The following is a 16,702-nucleotide window of genomic DNA, read 5'->3' on the forward strand; positions in this document are numbered from 1 at the left end:
TGAATAACAGATGAACAGGGACACGATCAACTGGATTCGGATAAAACGAAAACAGGAGGTCGCTATGGAGAAATTGAAAAAGCATATCCATGATGACAGTAACGGTCTGGACTATGTTCTGGTCGGAGACTACTATATTCCAGACTTACAGCTGCCGGAGGAAAGCCGCCCAATCGGACGGTGGGGACGGATGCACAGGGAATATCTGCAAGAGTATTGTCCCGACCGGTACAATGAATTGCTTCTGTCTGGAAAGCTGTGGACATATCTTGCCGATCTGGATGAGCAGGCACAGAACCGTCTGGATTGTATCATTGCCCAGATAAAAGAAACAGAGGGAGTCACGGAGGAATTGAAAGCAAAAGACCAGCTTGCATGGGTCGGTCACATGAACAGCATACGCCACCGGGCAGAGGAAGTCATTCGGTCTGAGATGATTTTCGTCTGAGAAGGTGGAAAAACTGAGGCCATTCACTTTTATAGTGGATGGCCTTTTTGCTACCTGCGCTTTTTCTTTTTTGGCATATAATACGGCTGTGACTTGGCTTTTCCCCGCATATTGTTTGGGTTTTTAAGCAGTTTGGACAGGCTCAGTATCCGCAGAAAAGCCGAAAAGTCCTCGGATGAAATTTTTTCAAAAGGAATCTGCATTTTATCACAGAACTCATGGATCATAGCTTCTGTGTCGGTTCCCATCTGTATGGCCTGTTCAAAATTCTCTTTGACCTCATCCAGTGTTGGCTGTGGGTCGGCTGTGGTCTTGTCTTTCAAATGGGCTTCCCGTATATCCCGGACAATGCTGTCCAGATCATCATGAAGGATATGGCTGTAAAAATCGTTCTCCTGTACCTGACCCAATTCCAGCGTCCGCATATACAGATCATTTTCTCCAGGTGCGTGTTCTTTAAGAATGGTCTGCCGGGTAGCTTCCAGAATCAGATTCATCTGGTTCACCCGCATATCAGCGATCTGGTCAATAAAGATTTCCATATCAACCATCAGCCGCAAAAAATTTGGATGAGTCGCCAGTTCACAAAGCAGGCGGTTGTTGATCTTTCCGCTGCTCAAAAGTTCCACCATAGCGTCACTCAGATGCAGAGCTTGAAGCTCCGTGTTTGGGTGATTTTTATTTTCTGACACGCCCATCAGATAATCAGTGGACACTCCGTAAAACTTTGCCAGTGTCGCAATCGCAAATGGGCTGATGTCTTTGTAGTCATCGCTCTCATATTTCCCCAGTGCCGACTTAGACAGGCCGGTCTGTTCTGCCAGCTGTTCCAGCGTCAGGTGCTTATCCACCACTCGCAGGTCTTTGAGCCGTTCCGGGATTGACAGTTTTGTGTACATCAAAGCACCTCCTTGCCATCGGTTTTTGTTTTTCATTATAGCACATTTCCGAGAGCGTGGAAATATGCGGTTTTCATGTGCTTTTCCTGCGTCTTGGACATACGGGAGCAGCCCTCTTTTTTCGGTAAACTGGTTCTTGTCAGGAGACATAGAACCTTGAAAAATGAATGACCGACTGCAAGGGGGACGACCTCCGGGGAAGTGACGCCACGATAAGAGCGCACCAAAGAGGACAATACGCTGGGAGAGAATCCGGGCAGGAATATTTTGCAGACAGACCGGCAGACAGAAAAATAAACGATGCGGAACATACCGCATCAAATGAATGGAGGTAGATCATTATGAAACTGAATATGAAGGAAAAGAAAATTCTTTACGCTTACGCCTGCCCCAGCCATCACAACACAGTGACAAGGCTGAAATGGCTGACAGCATTGACTGTTGACCCGGAGGCGAAAAGCCAGATGCTTCATCTTGCTCGTAAAATTGAGACAGAGACAGAGGAAAGGTGGTACGAAGCCTTTTACCATCATCTGCGTATGGAGATGGACGAATACCGCCGGATTAGACGCAGTCTGCGTGCGCTGAAAGCAAACACCGATTATGAGGAGGAACTGTATGAGGAAGCTGTCTAAATATGAAAAAGAAACCATCATCAACTGGAATGAGGGCGAGACGATTGCCAGTATCTACACCTTCAATGCCAGCTTGAAACGCAGACTGGAGGATTTCAGCCGGAAGTACCCTCTGCTGTGCCGCTTGGAACGCAGTACGCCGGAAGGTAGCGTGACCTATGTGATGGACAAGTCACGACTTTCGATCCGGCTGGTGCCGCCGTACAGCGAAGAACGGCTGGCAGCTGCAAGGGAGTACGCAAAAGAGCATGGCTTTCAGGTCATACAGACAGAAGAAAAAATCGCTTAAAATGAGGGCGATTTACGAAAAAATATCGGGTCTGCACCCGCTGTTTTGATCGGCAATTTCCGCAGGCGTATTCTGTATCCACTTCTCGCCTATGGGCGTAAATGTACGGATACGGAGCCGGTGAAACTGGCAAAAACCGCTTCTGCGGTGAAGGCCAGCTTCGCCGGTGCGGGAGTACAGAGGGCAGCCAGCCCTTTGTGCCGGGGTGCAGGGGCGGCAGCGCACTGCTGGGGTCAAGGGGCAATGCCCATTGGCGGGTTGAGGGCAGCCAGCCTCATCGGGTCAAGGGTGAAACGCCTTGCCCAGGGAAAGTTGATGCCTGCGTCAACTTATACTGGGTATTACCTGACGCAAAACTTCGCAGGTCTGGCGGCTTTGCCGCCCTCCCCAGCCCAGAACATCTTTGCAGGAAGGAGGAAAAATGTTTGAAATTAACAAGACACAATGGACGATCTGGGAAGCATGGCACTTACAATCCCCGGCACAATGACCGTCGGTTCGATGTAGAAAATAGCGAACACATTGACGCTGAGCGTGCCAGACAAAATGTGTACTGGGATTGTTACCGGGGCTTTACCACCCACGACTTTCGGGAAAACCCAGAGCAGCCGGATTTCAGCTTTGAGGAAATTGAACGGATGTATTACTACGAGCATTATGCCGACCATGTCAATGCTCAGAACGCCCGGAACGAGAAAACCCGGCACATTGAGCGCAATCGCACTGTGGATGATCTTTTGAAAAATAACAAGACCTGTCCAGAAGAAAGCATCTACCAGATCGGCACTATGGAAGAATCCGTTCCGCCAGAGACTTTAGCGCTCATTGTCAGTGAATTTTATGAGGAATTTGAAAACCGTTTCGGTTCTCATATCCACATTTTAGACTGGGCGCTCCATCTGGATGAAGGAACTCCGCACATCCATGAGCGCCATGTATTTGACTGTGAAAATCGGTATGGAGAGCTGTGCCCCCAGCAGGAAAAGGCGTTGGAGGAACTGGGTATCCCTCTCCCTAAACCGGAACAGCCAAAAGGAAAGCACAATAACCGGAAACAGACTTTTGATGCAGTCTGTCGGATAATCTTATTTGACGTTGCCAAACGGCATGGGCTGCATCTGGAACAGGAGCCGTCTTATGGTGGGCGTGACTATTTGGAAAAGCAGGATTATATCCTGATGAAGCAGAAGGAGCAGCTGGCGACACAGGAACAAAAGCTGGAGGAACTGACGCTAAAAATTGAGGATGTAGAAACCTTGCTGGAAGATGTTTCCGGTGCAGCCTATGACAAGGCGGTGGAGGTTGTGACCGACAAGGTTCGGGAACAAACCCAGCTTGAAGATATGGAAGTAATTGAGAAATATCGAAAGAGCGTGGTATCGCCCAATGCCAAAAATTCGCCAGAAGTTGTGAAGATAGCGAACACTCTGCTGAGTAGGGTGCGAGAAAAATTACAGCAGTCTGCTGAAAAAGTTCTCAAAAAGGTACAGGCGGTGCTGTTAAAACCGGAGGTCAAACAGGCTGGCAAAGAGCAGATCAAAAATAAAGCCAGAAAATCCATTAAGGAGAAGCTGGCACAAGGCAAACTGGACGCTGATCGGGAGAACCGGGAGCGCTGGGAGCGTGAAGGACGGATTGCTCCAACAAGAAAACAGGATATGGAATTGTGAGGCATCTGATTTTCTATGGAAACCGGATGCCTTTTGCATTGTTTGGAGGTGGAAGAAACGAATGTATTTGAAGCAGTAAAACAGTCTGTTACCACAAGGCAGGCTGCTTTGGTTTATGGAATTTCAGTAGGACGCAACGGGATGGCTTGTTGCCCGTTTCACGATGACAGGCATCCCAGCATGAAGGTGGACAGACGGTTCCATTGTTTTGCCTGTCAGGCAGATGGAGATGTGATTGATTTCACTTCCCGTCTTTTTGGACTAAGCAGTAAAGAAGCTGCCTTAAAGCTGGCAGAGGACTTCTCAATCAGCTTTGACCGCAAAGGCCACGATCCGCCACAAAAGAGAGTAATCAAAAGAAAAATCAGCGAGGAAATGCGATACCGGCAGGCAGAGCAGAAATGCTTTCGGGTGCTGTGCGACTACCTGCGTTTGCTGGAACGATGGAAAGAAGAATATGCGCCCAAACAACCGGAGGATGACTGGAATCCTTTGTTTGTGGAGGCTCTGCACAGGCAGCCATATATCGAATATCTGTTGGATCTTCTTCTGTCTGACAGCATAGAAGAACGAGCTTTTGTAGTTGCGGAGTATGGAAAAGAGGTGAGGAAAATTGAACAGCGAATATCAGAGTTTATCGCCAGCCACCCAGCAGGCTGTGATGAGCGCAGCCGAAGCCATAGCGCCGGAACAGAGCGTTGATAAGGTGCGGCAGAGCCTTTCTGTTACCGACAAGGGAAAAACAGCCAACACCATCGACAACTGCCGGATTGTGTTCTGCTGCGATCCACTCCTGCGGGATGCCATCCGGCTTAATCTCCTGACAGACCGGGTAGACATTGTACAGGACTTGGGCTGGCGCAGGAATACCAGCGCTCTGACGGATACTGATGTGAAATATCTTCTCCTCTATTTTGAGAGAAACTATGAGCTGACCAGTGAGAAAAAGATCACGGCTGCCCTTTCTATCGTAGCAAACGAAAATTGTTACCATCCAATTCAGGATGTGCTGAACAGTCTTGTCTGGGACGGTACACCACGCATCCGATCCTGTCTGCACCATTTTCTTGGTGCTGATGAAAGTGACTATGTGGAAGAAATGCTGAAACATTTCCTGCTGGGTGCTATACGCCGGGTATTCCGTCCCGGTTCCAAATATGAAGAAATGCTTTGTTTGGTGGGCGGTCAGGGTGCCGGGAAGTCCACATTCTTCCGACTGCTGGCGATCCGGGACGAATGGTTCTCTGATGACCTGAAGAAGTTGGATGACGACCGGGTATTCCAAAAGCTACAAGGTCACTGGATCATTGAGATGTCAGAGATGCTTGCCACCAGCAGCGCAAAGAGCATTGAAGAAATCCGTTCCTTTATTAGCCGACAGAAGGAAACCTACCGGACACCTTATGAATCTCAGCCTAAAGACCGGCTTCGGCAGTGCGTGTTCGGTGGTTCCTCGAATACCCTGGACTTTCTGCCGCTGGATCGAGCCGGGAACCGGCGCTTTCTCCCAATCATGATTTACCCGGAGAAGGCAGAGGTTCACATTTTGGAGGACGAGGACGCTTCCAGAGCGTATCTGTTGCAGGTATGGGCAGAAGCTATGAGCATTTACCACAGCGGCAAGTATTCCATGAAATTCAGCAAGTCCATCCAGCGTCAACTGGTGGAGGTGCAGAAAGACTTCATGCCGGAGGACACCGAAGCTGGACAGATACAGGGATTTCTGGAACACTACACCGGAAACATGGTCTGCTCAAAACAGCTGTTCAAGGAGGCGCTGGGACATACCTTTGATGAGCCGAAGCGGTGGCAGCTCCACAATATCAATGAGATCATGAACACGGTCGTGACCGGTTGGAAGCCTTTTTCCAATCCCCGGATGTTTGCCGGATATGGCAGACAAAAGGGCTGGGAACGGGACACTTCCGGCAACGAACTACCCAGCAACGAAGGTGGATTTGTAGAACTGAGTGAAGAAGAATGCCGTCAGCTGGAACTTCCGCAGGAGTGGATCGCCTGACAAGGACGGTCTGTTGCCGGGATAGTTGCCAGTTGGTTGCCGGGTTCGTTGCTGATAAATTTATGGTTTTGATATGGAAAAAGCCCGTAAATAAAGGATTTTTATTATCTATCTATGTTTCCGGCAACGAAAGCAACGAGATTTTACAAGAAAATTTGAAAAGTAAGAAATCAGGGTCAGACGATAGTTTACAGGTTTTTTGATGTCCGTTGCCGGACTTCGTTGCCACAGCTACCGTCTGATCCCCTATTCTATGGAGGTAGCCTATGGAGAAAAACAAGAAGCAGAATAAAAAAGTCCAGTTTGTAGTGGTTCGTGAGTTTTCTGGGGACAAAACCATGCGGGAAGCCTTTGAGCAGCTGATCGAGCGTCAGACCTGCGAACACTTCGAGGAATGGTTAGAGCATCAGGAAATGGCACGAAAAGCGGCGTAAAGCAGTTGAATCATGGACAGGGGCATGGTATTATAATGGTATCGTGTCCCTGTTCATAGAAGGAGAACACTATGAGCAGGAAAAAACAAGTGAATCAGAAAATCACAGCCCTTTATTGCCGTATCTCTCTGGAGGATGGCGGCGATAATGAGAGCATGAGCATCAGCAACCAGAAACTTATGCTCCGGGACTTTGCCGAAAAAAACGGAATGTTCCAGTATGAGTATTATGTGGATGACGGTTATACAGGCCGCAATTTCAACCGCCCTTCTTTTCAGCGCATGATTGCCGATATTGAGGCGGGAAAGATCGGCTGCGTTATCACCAAAGACCTGTCCAGACTGGGCAGGAATTATATCGAAGCTGGCAGCTATATCGAAATCTTTTTCCCAAAACACAATGTACGCTATATCGCCATTACAGACGGAGTGGACAGCCTGACCCGTCAGGAAATGGACATTACGCCGTTTAAGAATATCCTGAACGATATGTACAGCCGGGATATTTCCAAAAAGGTGCTGGCAGGGCGTATGACCCGTTCCCGGCAGGGGAAGTTTTGTGGTGGGCAGCCGCCCCTCGGTTTGATGCGTGACCCGGAGGATAAGGGGCATTTGATCCGTGACCCTGAGACAGCACCGGTAATCCGAAAAATCTATGATATGGCGCTGGATGGCTGGGGATGTATGCGGATTGCAAAGCAGCTCATGGATGATAAAGTCCCAATCACCAGAGTAAAAAGTAACACAGAATGTGATGTAAATTACTATTCATGGGGAAGTGCAAGAATCAGCCATATCCTGCGGAATCCCTTTTATAAGGGCGCACATCTGGTCTGCCGGACACATCAGAAAGGGATTCGCTCCAACACCTATGATATTATCCCTCGTGAGGACTGGGAAATTATCGAGGATTGCCATGAAGCAATCATCTCCCCGGAAGAATGGGAGCAGGTGCAGGAAATCATTGACCGCAGACCAACCATTATGAAGGGCAACTCCTGCCCCTTTTATAACCTGTTCCACGGTATCATTTATTGTGCGACTTGCGGAAAGTCCATGCAGGTGCGGTATGAAAAGGTTGGCAGAACCGGAAAGAACCGTTTTACCGGCGAACAGCGGGAACCGATTGATAAGGCGTATTATATCTGCCAGACCTATAACAGGCTGGGCAAGAACGCCTGTACCAGCCACAAGATCGAAGCCAGAGATTTATACAATCTTGTGCTGAAAGATATTCAGGAGCTGGCAAAGACTGCTCTCAAAGATGCCGATGCTTTTTATCAGCGGCTGAGCAACCGGATGGAGCGCCGGTATCTTCTGGACGCTTCCCAGACACAGAAGGAATGTCAACGACTGGAAAGCAGGAATCGTGAAATTGATGAGATGTTTCTGAGCCTATATACCGATAAGGCAAAAGGAATCTTGACTGAGCAGCGTTTTATGAAGCTGACAGCAACACTGGAGCAGGAGCAGGAAGCTAACCAGAAGCGCCTGCGAGACCTGCTGTTGATGATGCGCCACTCTGACGAACAGGAAAATGAAGTCCGCACCTTTATCAAAGAAATCCGGCGTTATGCAGCCATTGAAGAACTGGATGAAGCGGTGCTGAACCGGCTCATCAGCAAAATTTTGGTGGGCGAAGTCAAGAAGATTGACGGACAGAAGGTGCAGGAAGTCAGAATCGTTTATAACTTTGTCGGAGAAATCCCGGAGATTACAGCATAATCATTTCGCCTCATCTTTCAATCAGCGAGGGATGAGGCTTTTCTTTTTGTAAAATTGCAATAGATATATTCATAATTTATTTACAATTAAATTCCTAGCCGTACAGCAGAAAAATGATGACGAAAGATCATGCAAATGCTATAATGTTTGCATATAGATATGACAATTTGACCATATCGGAATCTTTATTCAAACAGATGATTGGAGATATTGCTATTATGAGAAATCCATGGCCAATTTTCAGCATTGCGGCTCTCTCCGGAGCTGCGTGCTTGATTTATGATCACTTTTTTTCTTACGAGACTATGTGGATTGCTGTTGTAGTGTTCCTTGTGCTGCTGGCTCTATGCTTTTTCGCATATTGCAAATATGAACACTGGCTGGCAAAGAAACTTAACCCCTATGTGGTGGCATATCAAAGCGATCACAACCTTGAGAATTTGAAACATGGATTGGATCGCTGGCGTCCTTGGGCACTCAGCAAGCATTCCAAAAACATCATTACAGCGAACTGGTTCTCCGCTCTGCTGGAACAACAGCGCTGGACAGAAGCGGAAGAAACTTTGGAGCAGTTTTTGCACCGAGCAAAAAATACGCAGGATAAACTGGGGTATCACCTACTTCGTGAAGATTACGCAAGGGCGATCGGAGACACTGAATTAGAGAAGCAGGAACGACTTCTAAGCGAACAGCTAAAAACCCAGCTTGGAAATAAAAAGGGAGAATCAAGAATACCCGCAAGCGCCAAAGAGAGTAAATATGCTTTCTTTTGCTGGCTCTCTTTCAGCGTTGGTCTGGCACTGTTCGGAATCATCAGCAATATCGCCACCGGGGACTCAATCCTTGGATCGTTTGGAGCCGGAGTTTTTATTTTGGGCTTGTTCTCGTTCCCAGTCTGCTTGATCTGGCTGATTCTCTGGTTGATCCGGCGCAGAAAGGAGGCTGCTAAATGACTTATATCCTCCCGGTACTCTATGTAATTGTGTCTTATACATTCTTTCTTTTGGCAGTTCATTTTGGCAATGCAATCACATTGCAGATAGTATCGATCCTTCTGCCCTTTATTATGGGGATCGTCAATTTGATTGTTGTGCTGACCGTAGGAAGAAAGTGGTCGAGAAAAACATTGCTGAACTGCACTTTGATCATCAAGTATGGACTAATCCCGTTCTACCTGATCGGAGGGAGCATCACTGTATATGTAACGCTGATGGCATTCTTCCCATTGCCGCTGATGGCGTTGTTCGGACTGGTAACCATTGTTTTTTTGATTTTGGGATACGGGATTCTATTAGGGGCAGCTCCCTATGCTATCGCTTATCTGATAAAGTCATGCAAAGACGGCATACATCCGAAATGGTTGGCGGTTTTAGCTGGAATCTGCCAGTTCTTCTTTTCCTTTGATGTACTTGCAATGATGGTTCTGACATTAAAGGAGCGGCACAGGGTCAAAACGACGATTGCCGTTTTCTGTGCAATGTGTCTTGCGCTCCTGCTTATCGTACTCTATGTGGTCATGACGCTGATAGGGGCATAATCGACCTTTATATAGGATATGAGTTGTTCATACATAAAACAAATTTGATAGAATCGCAGAAAGGATTTACGCTTATGAAAAAACAATGGATTGCTTTACTGACAGGATGTGTGCTGGTATGCAGTATGCTGGCCGGATGCGGCTCAAAACCTCAGACATCAGCTCCGGCAGCTGCGGGCAGCGATAAAGGCTGTACGGATGAGGCCATTCTGTCTCAGCTGAAAAATGACGGGACACCTGAGTTCGTACTGGATGGTACTTACTATACGCTTCCTTTGGAAACTTCCCAGCTGATACAAGCCGGCTGGAGTTTGGAAACGGAAGAATATGATGCAGCAGAGGTTTCTCTGCAACCCGGCGAGCGTATTTATGGGGAACTTTCCAAAGACGATCAGGAAATAGATGTTGCAATCGTAAATGCCGGGACAGAGCCATGCAAGCCTGCTGAGGGCGGAACGGTGGTAGAACTGGAATACTCTGCCGATAAGGATCAACCAAATCCTGATTTCTTTGTAACGCTCAATGGGATCAACTGTGCGATGTCCAACGCAGCTTTACAAAAGGCGCTGGAAGGTGTAGACGGATATAAACTGAATTCCGCAGGAAATATCGACATCAATCGTACTGATGATGATGATGAAATTGCTGTTTATAAAGTCATTCTGGATGATGACTACACAGCAATCACGCTTGCTTCGGACAATGTTTTTGAATACAAGGATTATCAGCCGCAAGAGGTAAAAGAACAGGCATCTAATGAAAAGATTGCCGCTTACAAGGATACTACAAAAGCCGAGATGGAGCCGTATGCTCAGGATTTCAATGCGATCATCGAGGGATATGAAGAAAATATGGTCGTTGGATTTTACAGTGAAGGTACTATTTGGGGCGAAGAAGTCGGTGAATATAAATCTATTGCCGGAACGCCGCTCGCTTCGGATGTGTCTCTCTACATCGCAGAGGATACAACCGGCCAGCTCTACTGTATTGCTAACCAGATTTTGAATGAAGATGGTACTGTAAGCACTGCCATTGAGCTTGAGGAAGGCGATCAGGTCAAGGTTTGGGGTTATGCTTCACAGTATCTGGAATTGCAGGAAGGTCTGAAAATCGTCGTGGTTCAGCCTGGTATCATTGAACGCAACGGCGAACTGGTGATCCTGGACAAAAATTTGAAAGCAGACTAATGCTTTTGAACGCCGGGTGCATCTATCAAAGGATTGCATCCGGCGTTCTCAACTTAAAACAATAATTAGGAGGAACAATTATGCTTACAATGAATGAAAAAGATAAAAATGAAATGCTGGAAGCCATTTTGAAGGAAAACGAAGCCTATCAGTGCAAGTTATGGGCGGTCATCATGGCCGGAGCTGATACCTATGCACTGATTGGAGGACTTTCTACACTGACGGGGGGTGCTGCCGCTGCATTAGGCGCACTGAGCAATGCTTACTGCTATCTGGGAGTTACCGAGAAACACCTGAATATGGTCATTGTAAATTCCGTCAATGTCTCAAAAATTGAAAACCGGCTTTCTCTGCCCTTAAGCAGCATAACAAAGGCAGAAGTCAAGGGTGGGCTGCTGCCCGGAAGAAAAGTCGTAATGCTGCATTTTGGAAAAGAAAAAATGAAAATTTCTTTGATGAACAATGCGATTGGCTCTGATATTCAGGGGCAGAAAGAAAATGTTGAGATGTTCTGCCAGATTGTTTCCAAACTCGGATAACCAGTATTATAAAGTGAGAGGAATCAGAGTATGAAAAAAATCTTAATTGTGTTATTAACTATGGTGCTGCTCCTTGCTGGATGCGGCAAAAATGGGGCTTCATCGCCGCAATCTCCCTCTGATGAATCTGTGGCGGATCAGCAGGAACCTTCTTCTTCCGAAACCGAAATATCATCTGAAGATCACGCGATTCCCGGAAGTTATACCGTCCCGGATGGATGGGAGAAATCTGAGAAGCATTCTACTGATTCGCAGATTTTCTATATAGAGGAAGGCCACGAAAATGATGAAAAGCCGGACAACATCTCCATCCATGTAGGAAAGAACAAATATAGTCTGGATGAGCATGAGCAGTTTCGGGATGCGATCGTCCAACAGATTTTGATGCAGCTGGATGGTATTGAAGCACAACTGAACGGGGATGGAACCTATACCGAGCAGGGGGATCTGCTTTATATCTTTACCATCGACGAGGGCGATATTGTCACCACGCAATACTATATTGTAAAGGATTACGGGTTCTGCCTGATCCAGCTTACAAATTTCAGCGGATCAGAAACCACTGAACAGGCCGCCAGGGACATGGTAGATAGCTTTGTTTGGGATACAGAAGGATAAATTGATACAGGAACAGTGATTTTATAGGAAAACGACGAAGATGGAGAAACGAAAACTTTCAGGAAAAACAATTTTGAAGCTGGCAGGGGCACTTTTGGCTCTGGCTTATTTGGGATTCTATTTTTATGTAGGTATTACAGGAAAACTTCCTTATATGCACGAAACTGTACATATCATGCGATACGGAGATCGTAAAAAATGGGTGGCAGGTGGTATGACAGCAGCCATGATTCTTGGTATATGTATCAACTCTGCGCTTAATGACTTAAATCTCAAGAGGATACGCAAGGAGTCATTTCTACCCTTGTTTTTCACTATGATTTTTCCGATTATCCTCCTTCTGCTTCTGGAAGCTTTTCTGGATAATGGCTGGCTTGGGATTGGCATTTATGCCAGTGTTGCAATCTTCATGTGTGCGACTGCATGGATTCCACTGATCCTAAGAAAATGGATCACCCATCTACTTTTGCGTGGCAAACCTATGAGTGGCAAACAGCAAGTGCGGATCATTGAGTGGATTCATTTTCATCCACTGAGAAAGTTGCTGGTTTTCGGGCTGTGGGGCTTTGGCGTTGTACTGGTTCTGCGTGGCATCTGGGTAACGGCAACCGGGAAAATCGAAATGGATGGAGAGCTTTTTCTGTTTTTACTTGGCACAGCAGTTCTGGTTGTAGCGCTGTTTCAGAAAATGAGACGCTATATCTGCACGCCTTACCGGAACATACCGGTACTGAATCAGATTCTCAGCAAAAATCAGCTGGAACAGCTGCTGGATGGAGAACATTTTGAACCAATAGAGTTTGAAGATGAGGGCATGAAAAAGTATCTGGAAATATACCAAAGCCAGAACTGGATGCTGATTGGCGGTAAGCTACTCTCAAAAAAGCTGGCTTTATGGTTCACAATGAATCGGTTCAGGAACCATACTTCCCTGAAGGTACTTTACCTTAACGGCATGACTGCCAAAGCAAAGGTCGATCTGGATATTCGAGGGGACCGGTACACGGAGTTTACTGCTGTGCTGAAAGAATTGATTGGATACGAAGGCACACTTAAACTGTATGAAAAAGAAGAACAGCTGGCACAGAAATTTGCGTCCTTTTTCCCAGAGCAAACTTCCGAACAAGATCGTGTCGCTGCTTTTCTTTCTCAGGATGTGACGCTGATCTGGCAGGATTACATTCAGACCTTCTCTCCGCCGCCAGATCCCCGAAAGAAAAAACGGAGTAGACGGGAACGGGAATAAAAGATTTTCTTCATTTTTCAATGGAGAAAGGCTTACGAAAATAAAGAGGATATAACTTGGAGGTTACCTATGAACTATGATATGAATATGATTAAATACCGCAAAAGTGGGTTTTTCAGAATTGCAGCAGCTATTCTGATGATCTGTTTTACACTACTTTGGCTTACCGCTTGCGCCGGTACTACTGACAGCAAAGATAATAACGATGATAATGCACTGATACAAGGGACATGGGAAATAGATACCGGCTCTGGTGCTGGTTATAAATTCGTTGACGATAAGTTTATGTGGTTAAAATCCATCGAGAATGTTAACGATAACTACTGGTACGGAGATGTTGAGTATTATAAAGGTGCTGAAGCAATGGAAATAGCAGGACTAACAGAGGAGGAACTTAAGAGCAGCCTGCCAGGTCTTAAACCTGAAAACATTTTTGTAACAAAATTAGATCCCGAAAAAATCATTACCGATGGTGAGGATAAAACTGCTACCAATATGAACGACCAAACCTTATGGACTCGCTTATGGCTTATTGAAGAAAATGAGGACAGTGTTGCTGCGGTAGTGTTTGATTTAGAAACTTTTAGTATGGAGAGCTACACTAAAGTTAAGTAAAACCAGAAATTTGAAGTTGTGTAATTGAAATGTCACAGATGTATTGGGAGAAAGAGTTATGGTTATAAAGAACTAGGAAGGAGAAATATTATGGCTGTTGATAACGCAAGTCAGATTGATGCAATCGCAAACGATAAAGAAAATGCTTGTTTGGTACTCCTTATTACCGACCATTTGAATTGGGACAATGAGTTTGAACACTTGAAGATTTTACAAGATAAAATCAATGCGTATGTGGCTTTTATCGAAAGCGAACAGTACGATGAAATATACCCCAATGCTGATTTTAAGATGGCTATGATAGAAATCCATTTCAAGTATGATATAACAGATAACTGCCAGAAATTTTTGCAAGTAGTTCAAGATCAATTAGGACGGATAGGGATAAAAATCAAGGCACAGATTAGCTAACAGTTTCCAGTTTGTAGAACTTAGTAAAACAAAATTCAGTTTGCATAGCAGGCAGCCCAACCACAATTAAATCTTCACAGCTTTACTAAGCAGGAGATCCGAAAGGTCTCCTGCTTTTTTGCACCCTAAATTAAATGTATCACAGCTAAAACTATCGAAAACAAAATAGGCAGATACCATAAAAGAAGTTTTTCTTTGGATAGTGCTTGTCTTTTTTGAATTCATCACTTGACATTGTGGCAAAGAGCTGATGAGCCAGGATGAGCTTGCTGTTATGGATGGCGGCAAGTGTATCCTCCAGCTGCGCGGTGTGCGTCCTTTCCTTTCGGATAAGTACGACATCACCAAGCACCCCAATTTCAAGTACACTGCCGACGCGGATGACAAGAACGCTTTTGATATTGAAGCATTCTTGTCCGCAAGGCTGAAACTCAAGCCCAATGAGGTCTGCGATGTATATGAAGTAGACACAAAGGGCGCTTAATTTCGTTCCGCTTTAGAAGGGAGTGATCTTATCTATTCGCCGCATCTGCCCTCTATGGGCCATTGGCGTACAAAGCGGACAATCGCGAGAAAAAATAATGAAAAAGGAGGACAGCCGGAATCATGCCCCCGGAAACCGGGCGGCAGATTGTTCCGGCTTTTGTATGCCTATGAAACATGACAAACCTATTTTTTAATCAGATTCCGGCTAACAAACTATATGGCATTTTTTGAACAGGCAATCACCGTTCTTCAGACCCTCGTTATCGCGCTCGGTGCCGGTCTCGGTATCTGGGGCGTTATCAACCTGCTGGAAGGTTACGGCAACGACAACCCCGGCGCCAAGAGCCAGGGCATGAAGCAGCTCATGGCCGGTGCTGGTGTAGCCGTGGTAGGCATGGTCCTTGTACCTCTGCTCTCCGGGCTTTTCTCTGTCTAAGCGTCTCCGTATGAAATCCTTGCCGCTCCCGCAGTTTTGCGGGGGCGGCGGAAAGGAGGTTGACACCGTATGGATTTCTTACTTGAAGCCCTGACAAATTGGCTGAAAGAAATGCTGGTGGGCGGCATTATGAGCAACCTTTCGGGGATGTTTGACAGTGTAAACCAGCAGGTCGCGGATATATCCGTACAGGTAGGCCAGACCCCACAGGGATGGAATGGCAGTATTTTCAGCATGATTGAGAATCTGTCCAACTCCATCATGGTGCCGATTGCAGGCGTGATCCTGGCTATCGTGATGACCGTAGACCTGATCCAGATGATCGCAGACAAGAACAACCTGCATGATGTGGACACCTGGATGATTTTCAAGTGGGTGTTCAAATCAGCCGCTGCCATCCTCATTGTCACAAATACATGGAATATCGTGATGGGCGTCTTTGATATGGCGCAGAGCGTAGTGGCGCAGGCGGCAGGGGTTATCAATTCGGATGCGTCCATTGACATTTCCTCAGTTATGACCGATCTGGAACCGAGGCTGATGGAAATGGATCTGGGACCGCTGTTCGGACTGTGGTTCCAATCCCTCTTTATTGGCATTACTATGTGGGCGTTATATATCTGTATCTTTATCGTTATTTATGGCCGTATGATCGAAATCTACCTTGTGACTTCGGTGGCTCCCGTTCCAATGGCTGCAATGATGGGTAAAGAATGGGGCGGTATGGGACAGAATTACCTCCGATCCCTGCTGGCGCTGGGCTTTCAGGCGTTTCTCATTATCGTCTGCGTGGCAATTTATGCTGTTCTGGTGCAGAACATCGCTCTGGAAGATGACATCATCATGGCAATCTGGAGCTGCGTGGGCTACACCGTACTGCTGTGCTTTACGCTGTTCAAAACCGGCAGTCTCGCAAAATCAGTCTTTCAGGCGCACTAAAGGAGGGTTCTGTATGAAAAAATATCAAATCATTTACGCAGACCCGCCATGGAACTACAAAGTATATTCCAAGAAAGGATTGGGACGCAGTGCAGAAAGTCACTATCCGACCATGAGTATCGAGGATATTTGTGCGCTGCCAGTAGGCAACTTGGCGGATAAAGACTGTGCCTTGTTTTTATGGGTCACGATTCCATGTTTACTGGAAGGTCTCTCAGTTCTGAAGGCATGGGGATTTACCTATAAAACCGTCGGCTTTGTTTGGGTAAAGCAAAATCGAAAGGCAGATAGCTTGTTCTGGGGAATGGGATATTGGACGCGCTCCAATGTGGAACTTTGTATCCTCGCAACGAAAGGACATCCCAAGCGTATAAACGCAGCTGTTCATCAGGTCATTGTCTCTCACATTGAAGAACATTCAAAAAAACCGCAGGAAGCCAGAGAACGCATTGTCTCATTGATGGGTGATCTCCCGCGCATAGAACTGTTTGCTCGTCAATCCACACCCGGTTGGGATGTGTGGGGAAATGAAGTGGACAGCTCTATTTCATTCCCATAAAGGAGGTGGA

General features: G+C 46.4%; 20 protein-coding genes and 1 pseudogene. 20 read left to right on the plus strand and 1 reads right to left on the minus strand.

From position 1 onward, the window contains the following. The first annotated feature begins 64 nt into the window (after positions 1-64). Positions 65-448, plus strand: a complete 384-nt coding sequence (locus DWZ76_RS02505) for a TnpV protein (protein ID WP_002593334.1) — start codon at positions 65-67, stop codon at positions 446-448. 50 nt (positions 449-498) lie between these two features. On the opposite strand, the gene DWZ76_RS02510 is transcribed toward DWZ76_RS02505, so the two are convergent. Then, entirely contained in the window at positions 499-1,347 is an 849-nt protein-coding gene (locus tag DWZ76_RS02510) for a helix-turn-helix transcriptional regulator (RefSeq protein WP_002594259.1), read from the minus strand. 341 nt (positions 1,348-1,688) lie between these two features. Between DWZ76_RS02510 and DWZ76_RS02515 the strand changes: the two genes are divergently transcribed. The 19 genes and pseudogenes from DWZ76_RS02515 (at position 1,689) to DWZ76_RS02605 (ending at position 16,692) form a co-directional block, all read left to right on the plus strand. After that, the gene (locus tag DWZ76_RS02515) at positions 1,689-1,982 is read left to right on the plus strand and encodes a hypothetical protein (protein WP_002594258.1); all 294 of its coding nucleotides are present in this window, start codon (positions 1,689-1,691) and stop codon (positions 1,980-1,982) included. Beyond that, entirely contained in the window at positions 1,966-2,271 is a 306-nt protein-coding gene (locus DWZ76_RS02520; RefSeq protein WP_055271589.1) for a hypothetical protein, read from the plus strand. The genes DWZ76_RS02515 and DWZ76_RS02520 overlap by 17 nt, the downstream gene beginning before the upstream one ends. A 425-nt stretch (positions 2,272-2,696) precedes the next feature. Further along, a complete protein-coding gene (locus DWZ76_RS02530) occupies positions 2,697-3,941 on the plus strand; it encodes a serine/arginine repetitive matrix protein 2 (RefSeq protein ID WP_118437749.1) in 1,245 nt (414 codons plus the stop codon). A gap of 15 nt (positions 3,942-3,956) precedes the next feature. After that, positions 3,957-4,643 (plus strand): CHC2 zinc finger domain-containing protein, encoded by a 687-nt coding sequence (locus DWZ76_RS02535; protein WP_004612786.1) that lies wholly within the window; start codon positions 3,957-3,959, stop codon positions 4,641-4,643. Beyond that, a complete protein-coding gene (locus DWZ76_RS02540) occupies positions 4,603-5,961 on the plus strand; it encodes a virulence-associated E family protein (protein WP_118359278.1) in 1,359 nt (452 codons plus the stop codon). Before DWZ76_RS02535 ends, DWZ76_RS02540 begins: the two co-directional genes overlap by 41 nt. A gap of 266 nt (positions 5,962-6,227) precedes the next feature. Continuing rightward, positions 6,228-6,395: a hypothetical protein gene (locus DWZ76_RS15005; RefSeq protein WP_004612784.1), complete on the plus strand. Its 168-nt coding sequence runs from the start codon at positions 6,228-6,230 to the stop codon at positions 6,393-6,395. A 71-nt stretch (positions 6,396-6,466) separates the two neighbouring features. Beyond that, the gene (locus DWZ76_RS02545; protein WP_118437748.1) at positions 6,467-8,119 is read left to right on the plus strand and encodes a recombinase family protein; all 1,653 of its coding nucleotides are present in this window, start codon (positions 6,467-6,469) and stop codon (positions 8,117-8,119) included. Between the two features lie 218 nt (positions 8,120-8,337). Continuing rightward, on the plus strand, positions 8,338-9,072 hold the full coding sequence (locus tag DWZ76_RS02550) for a ribonuclease III (protein ID WP_227123712.1): 735 nt from the start codon (positions 8,338-8,340) through the stop codon (positions 9,070-9,072). Next, complete coding sequence (locus DWZ76_RS02555; RefSeq protein WP_004613375.1) at positions 9,069-9,656, plus strand: hypothetical protein; 588 nt, start codon at positions 9,069-9,071, stop codon at positions 9,654-9,656. The genes DWZ76_RS02550 and DWZ76_RS02555 overlap by 4 nt, the downstream gene beginning before the upstream one ends. A 74-nt stretch (positions 9,657-9,730) precedes the next feature. Further along, positions 9,731-10,843 (plus strand): hypothetical protein, encoded by a 1,113-nt coding sequence (locus DWZ76_RS02560; protein WP_118365217.1) that lies wholly within the window; start codon positions 9,731-9,733, stop codon positions 10,841-10,843. Between the two features lie 80 nt (positions 10,844-10,923). After that, positions 10,924-11,382, plus strand: a complete 459-nt coding sequence (locus tag DWZ76_RS02565) for a hypothetical protein (RefSeq protein ID WP_002592082.1) — start codon at positions 10,924-10,926, stop codon at positions 11,380-11,382. Positions 11,383-11,412: 30 nt separating this feature from the next. Next, positions 11,413-12,000, plus strand: coding sequence for a hypothetical protein (locus DWZ76_RS02570; RefSeq protein WP_118365216.1), 588 nt, complete (start codon positions 11,413-11,415; stop codon positions 11,998-12,000). 40 nt (positions 12,001-12,040) lie between these two features. After that, a complete protein-coding gene (locus tag DWZ76_RS02575; RefSeq protein ID WP_118437746.1) occupies positions 12,041-13,246 on the plus strand; it encodes a hypothetical protein in 1,206 nt (401 codons plus the stop codon). A gap of 69 nt (positions 13,247-13,315) precedes the next feature. Then, a complete protein-coding gene (locus DWZ76_RS02580; RefSeq protein WP_118365215.1) occupies positions 13,316-13,861 on the plus strand; it encodes a hypothetical protein in 546 nt (181 codons plus the stop codon). Positions 13,862-13,951: 90 nt separating this feature from the next. After that, positions 13,952-14,272 (plus strand): DUF6572 domain-containing protein, encoded by a 321-nt coding sequence (locus DWZ76_RS02585; RefSeq protein WP_025489039.1) that lies wholly within the window; start codon positions 13,952-13,954, stop codon positions 14,270-14,272. A gap of 238 nt (positions 14,273-14,510) precedes the next feature. Further along, positions 14,511-14,756: pseudogene (locus tag DWZ76_RS02590) on the plus strand (hypothetical protein); the annotation flags it as partial. A 219-nt stretch (positions 14,757-14,975) separates the two neighbouring features. Continuing rightward, positions 14,976-15,194 carry a Maff2 family mobile element protein gene (locus DWZ76_RS02595; protein WP_003525154.1) on the plus strand — a complete coding sequence of 73 codons (219 nt, stop codon included), beginning with the start codon at positions 14,976-14,978 and terminating at the stop codon, positions 15,192-15,194. 69 nt (positions 15,195-15,263) lie between these two features. Continuing rightward, entirely contained in the window at positions 15,264-16,133 is an 870-nt protein-coding gene (locus DWZ76_RS02600) for a VirB6/TrbL-like conjugal transfer protein, CD1112 family (RefSeq protein ID WP_024724981.1), read from the plus strand. A gap of 13 nt (positions 16,134-16,146) precedes the next feature. Next, on the plus strand, positions 16,147-16,692 hold the full coding sequence (locus DWZ76_RS02605) for an MT-A70 family methyltransferase (protein ID WP_002589060.1): 546 nt from the start codon (positions 16,147-16,149) through the stop codon (positions 16,690-16,692). Positions 16,693-16,702 lie beyond the last annotated feature (10 nt).

Origin of the sequence: Clostridium sp. AF35-15 (assembly GCF_003477745.1) — a bacterium.
GTDB lineage: Bacteria > Bacillota > Clostridia > Lachnospirales > Lachnospiraceae > Otoolea > Otoolea fessa.

Excerpts from the sequence above, each read along its gene's own strand:
- DWZ76_RS02505 (WP_002593334.1), top strand. The coding sequence starts at position 65 with ATGGAGAAATTGAAAAAGCATATCCATGATGACAGTAACGGTCTGGAC.
- DWZ76_RS02510 (WP_002594259.1), bottom strand. The coding sequence starts at position 1,347 with ATGTACACAAAACTGTCAATCCCGGAACGGCTCAAAGACCTGCGAGTG.
- DWZ76_RS02515 (WP_002594258.1), top strand. The coding sequence starts at position 1,689 with ATGAAACTGAATATGAAGGAAAAGAAAATTCTTTACGCTTACGCCTGC.
- DWZ76_RS02520 (WP_055271589.1), top strand. The coding sequence starts at position 1,966 with ATGAGGAAGCTGTCTAAATATGAAAAAGAAACCATCATCAACTGGAAT.
- DWZ76_RS02535 (WP_004612786.1), top strand. The coding sequence starts at position 3,957 with ATGGAAACCGGATGCCTTTTGCATTGTTTGGAGGTGGAAGAAACGAAT.
- DWZ76_RS02540 (WP_118359278.1), top strand. The coding sequence starts at position 4,603 with ATGAGCGCAGCCGAAGCCATAGCGCCGGAACAGAGCGTTGATAAGGTG.
- DWZ76_RS15005 (WP_004612784.1), top strand. The coding sequence starts at position 6,228 with ATGGAGAAAAACAAGAAGCAGAATAAAAAAGTCCAGTTTGTAGTGGTT.
- DWZ76_RS02545 (WP_118437748.1), top strand. The coding sequence starts at position 6,467 with ATGAGCAGGAAAAAACAAGTGAATCAGAAAATCACAGCCCTTTATTGC.
- DWZ76_RS02550 (WP_227123712.1), top strand. The coding sequence starts at position 8,338 with ATGAGAAATCCATGGCCAATTTTCAGCATTGCGGCTCTCTCCGGAGCT.
- DWZ76_RS02555 (WP_004613375.1), top strand. The coding sequence starts at position 9,069 with ATGACTTATATCCTCCCGGTACTCTATGTAATTGTGTCTTATACATTC.
- DWZ76_RS02560 (WP_118365217.1), top strand. The coding sequence starts at position 9,731 with ATGAAAAAACAATGGATTGCTTTACTGACAGGATGTGTGCTGGTATGC.
- DWZ76_RS02565 (WP_002592082.1), top strand. The coding sequence starts at position 10,924 with ATGCTTACAATGAATGAAAAAGATAAAAATGAAATGCTGGAAGCCATT.
- DWZ76_RS02570 (WP_118365216.1), top strand. The coding sequence starts at position 11,413 with ATGAAAAAAATCTTAATTGTGTTATTAACTATGGTGCTGCTCCTTGCT.
- DWZ76_RS02575 (WP_118437746.1), top strand. The coding sequence starts at position 12,041 with ATGGAGAAACGAAAACTTTCAGGAAAAACAATTTTGAAGCTGGCAGGG.
- DWZ76_RS02580 (WP_118365215.1), top strand. The coding sequence starts at position 13,316 with ATGAACTATGATATGAATATGATTAAATACCGCAAAAGTGGGTTTTTC.
- DWZ76_RS02585 (WP_025489039.1), top strand. The coding sequence starts at position 13,952 with ATGGCTGTTGATAACGCAAGTCAGATTGATGCAATCGCAAACGATAAA.
- DWZ76_RS02595 (WP_003525154.1), top strand. The coding sequence starts at position 14,976 with ATGGCATTTTTTGAACAGGCAATCACCGTTCTTCAGACCCTCGTTATC.
- DWZ76_RS02600 (WP_024724981.1), top strand. The coding sequence starts at position 15,264 with ATGGATTTCTTACTTGAAGCCCTGACAAATTGGCTGAAAGAAATGCTG.
- DWZ76_RS02605 (WP_002589060.1), top strand. The coding sequence starts at position 16,147 with ATGAAAAAATATCAAATCATTTACGCAGACCCGCCATGGAACTACAAA.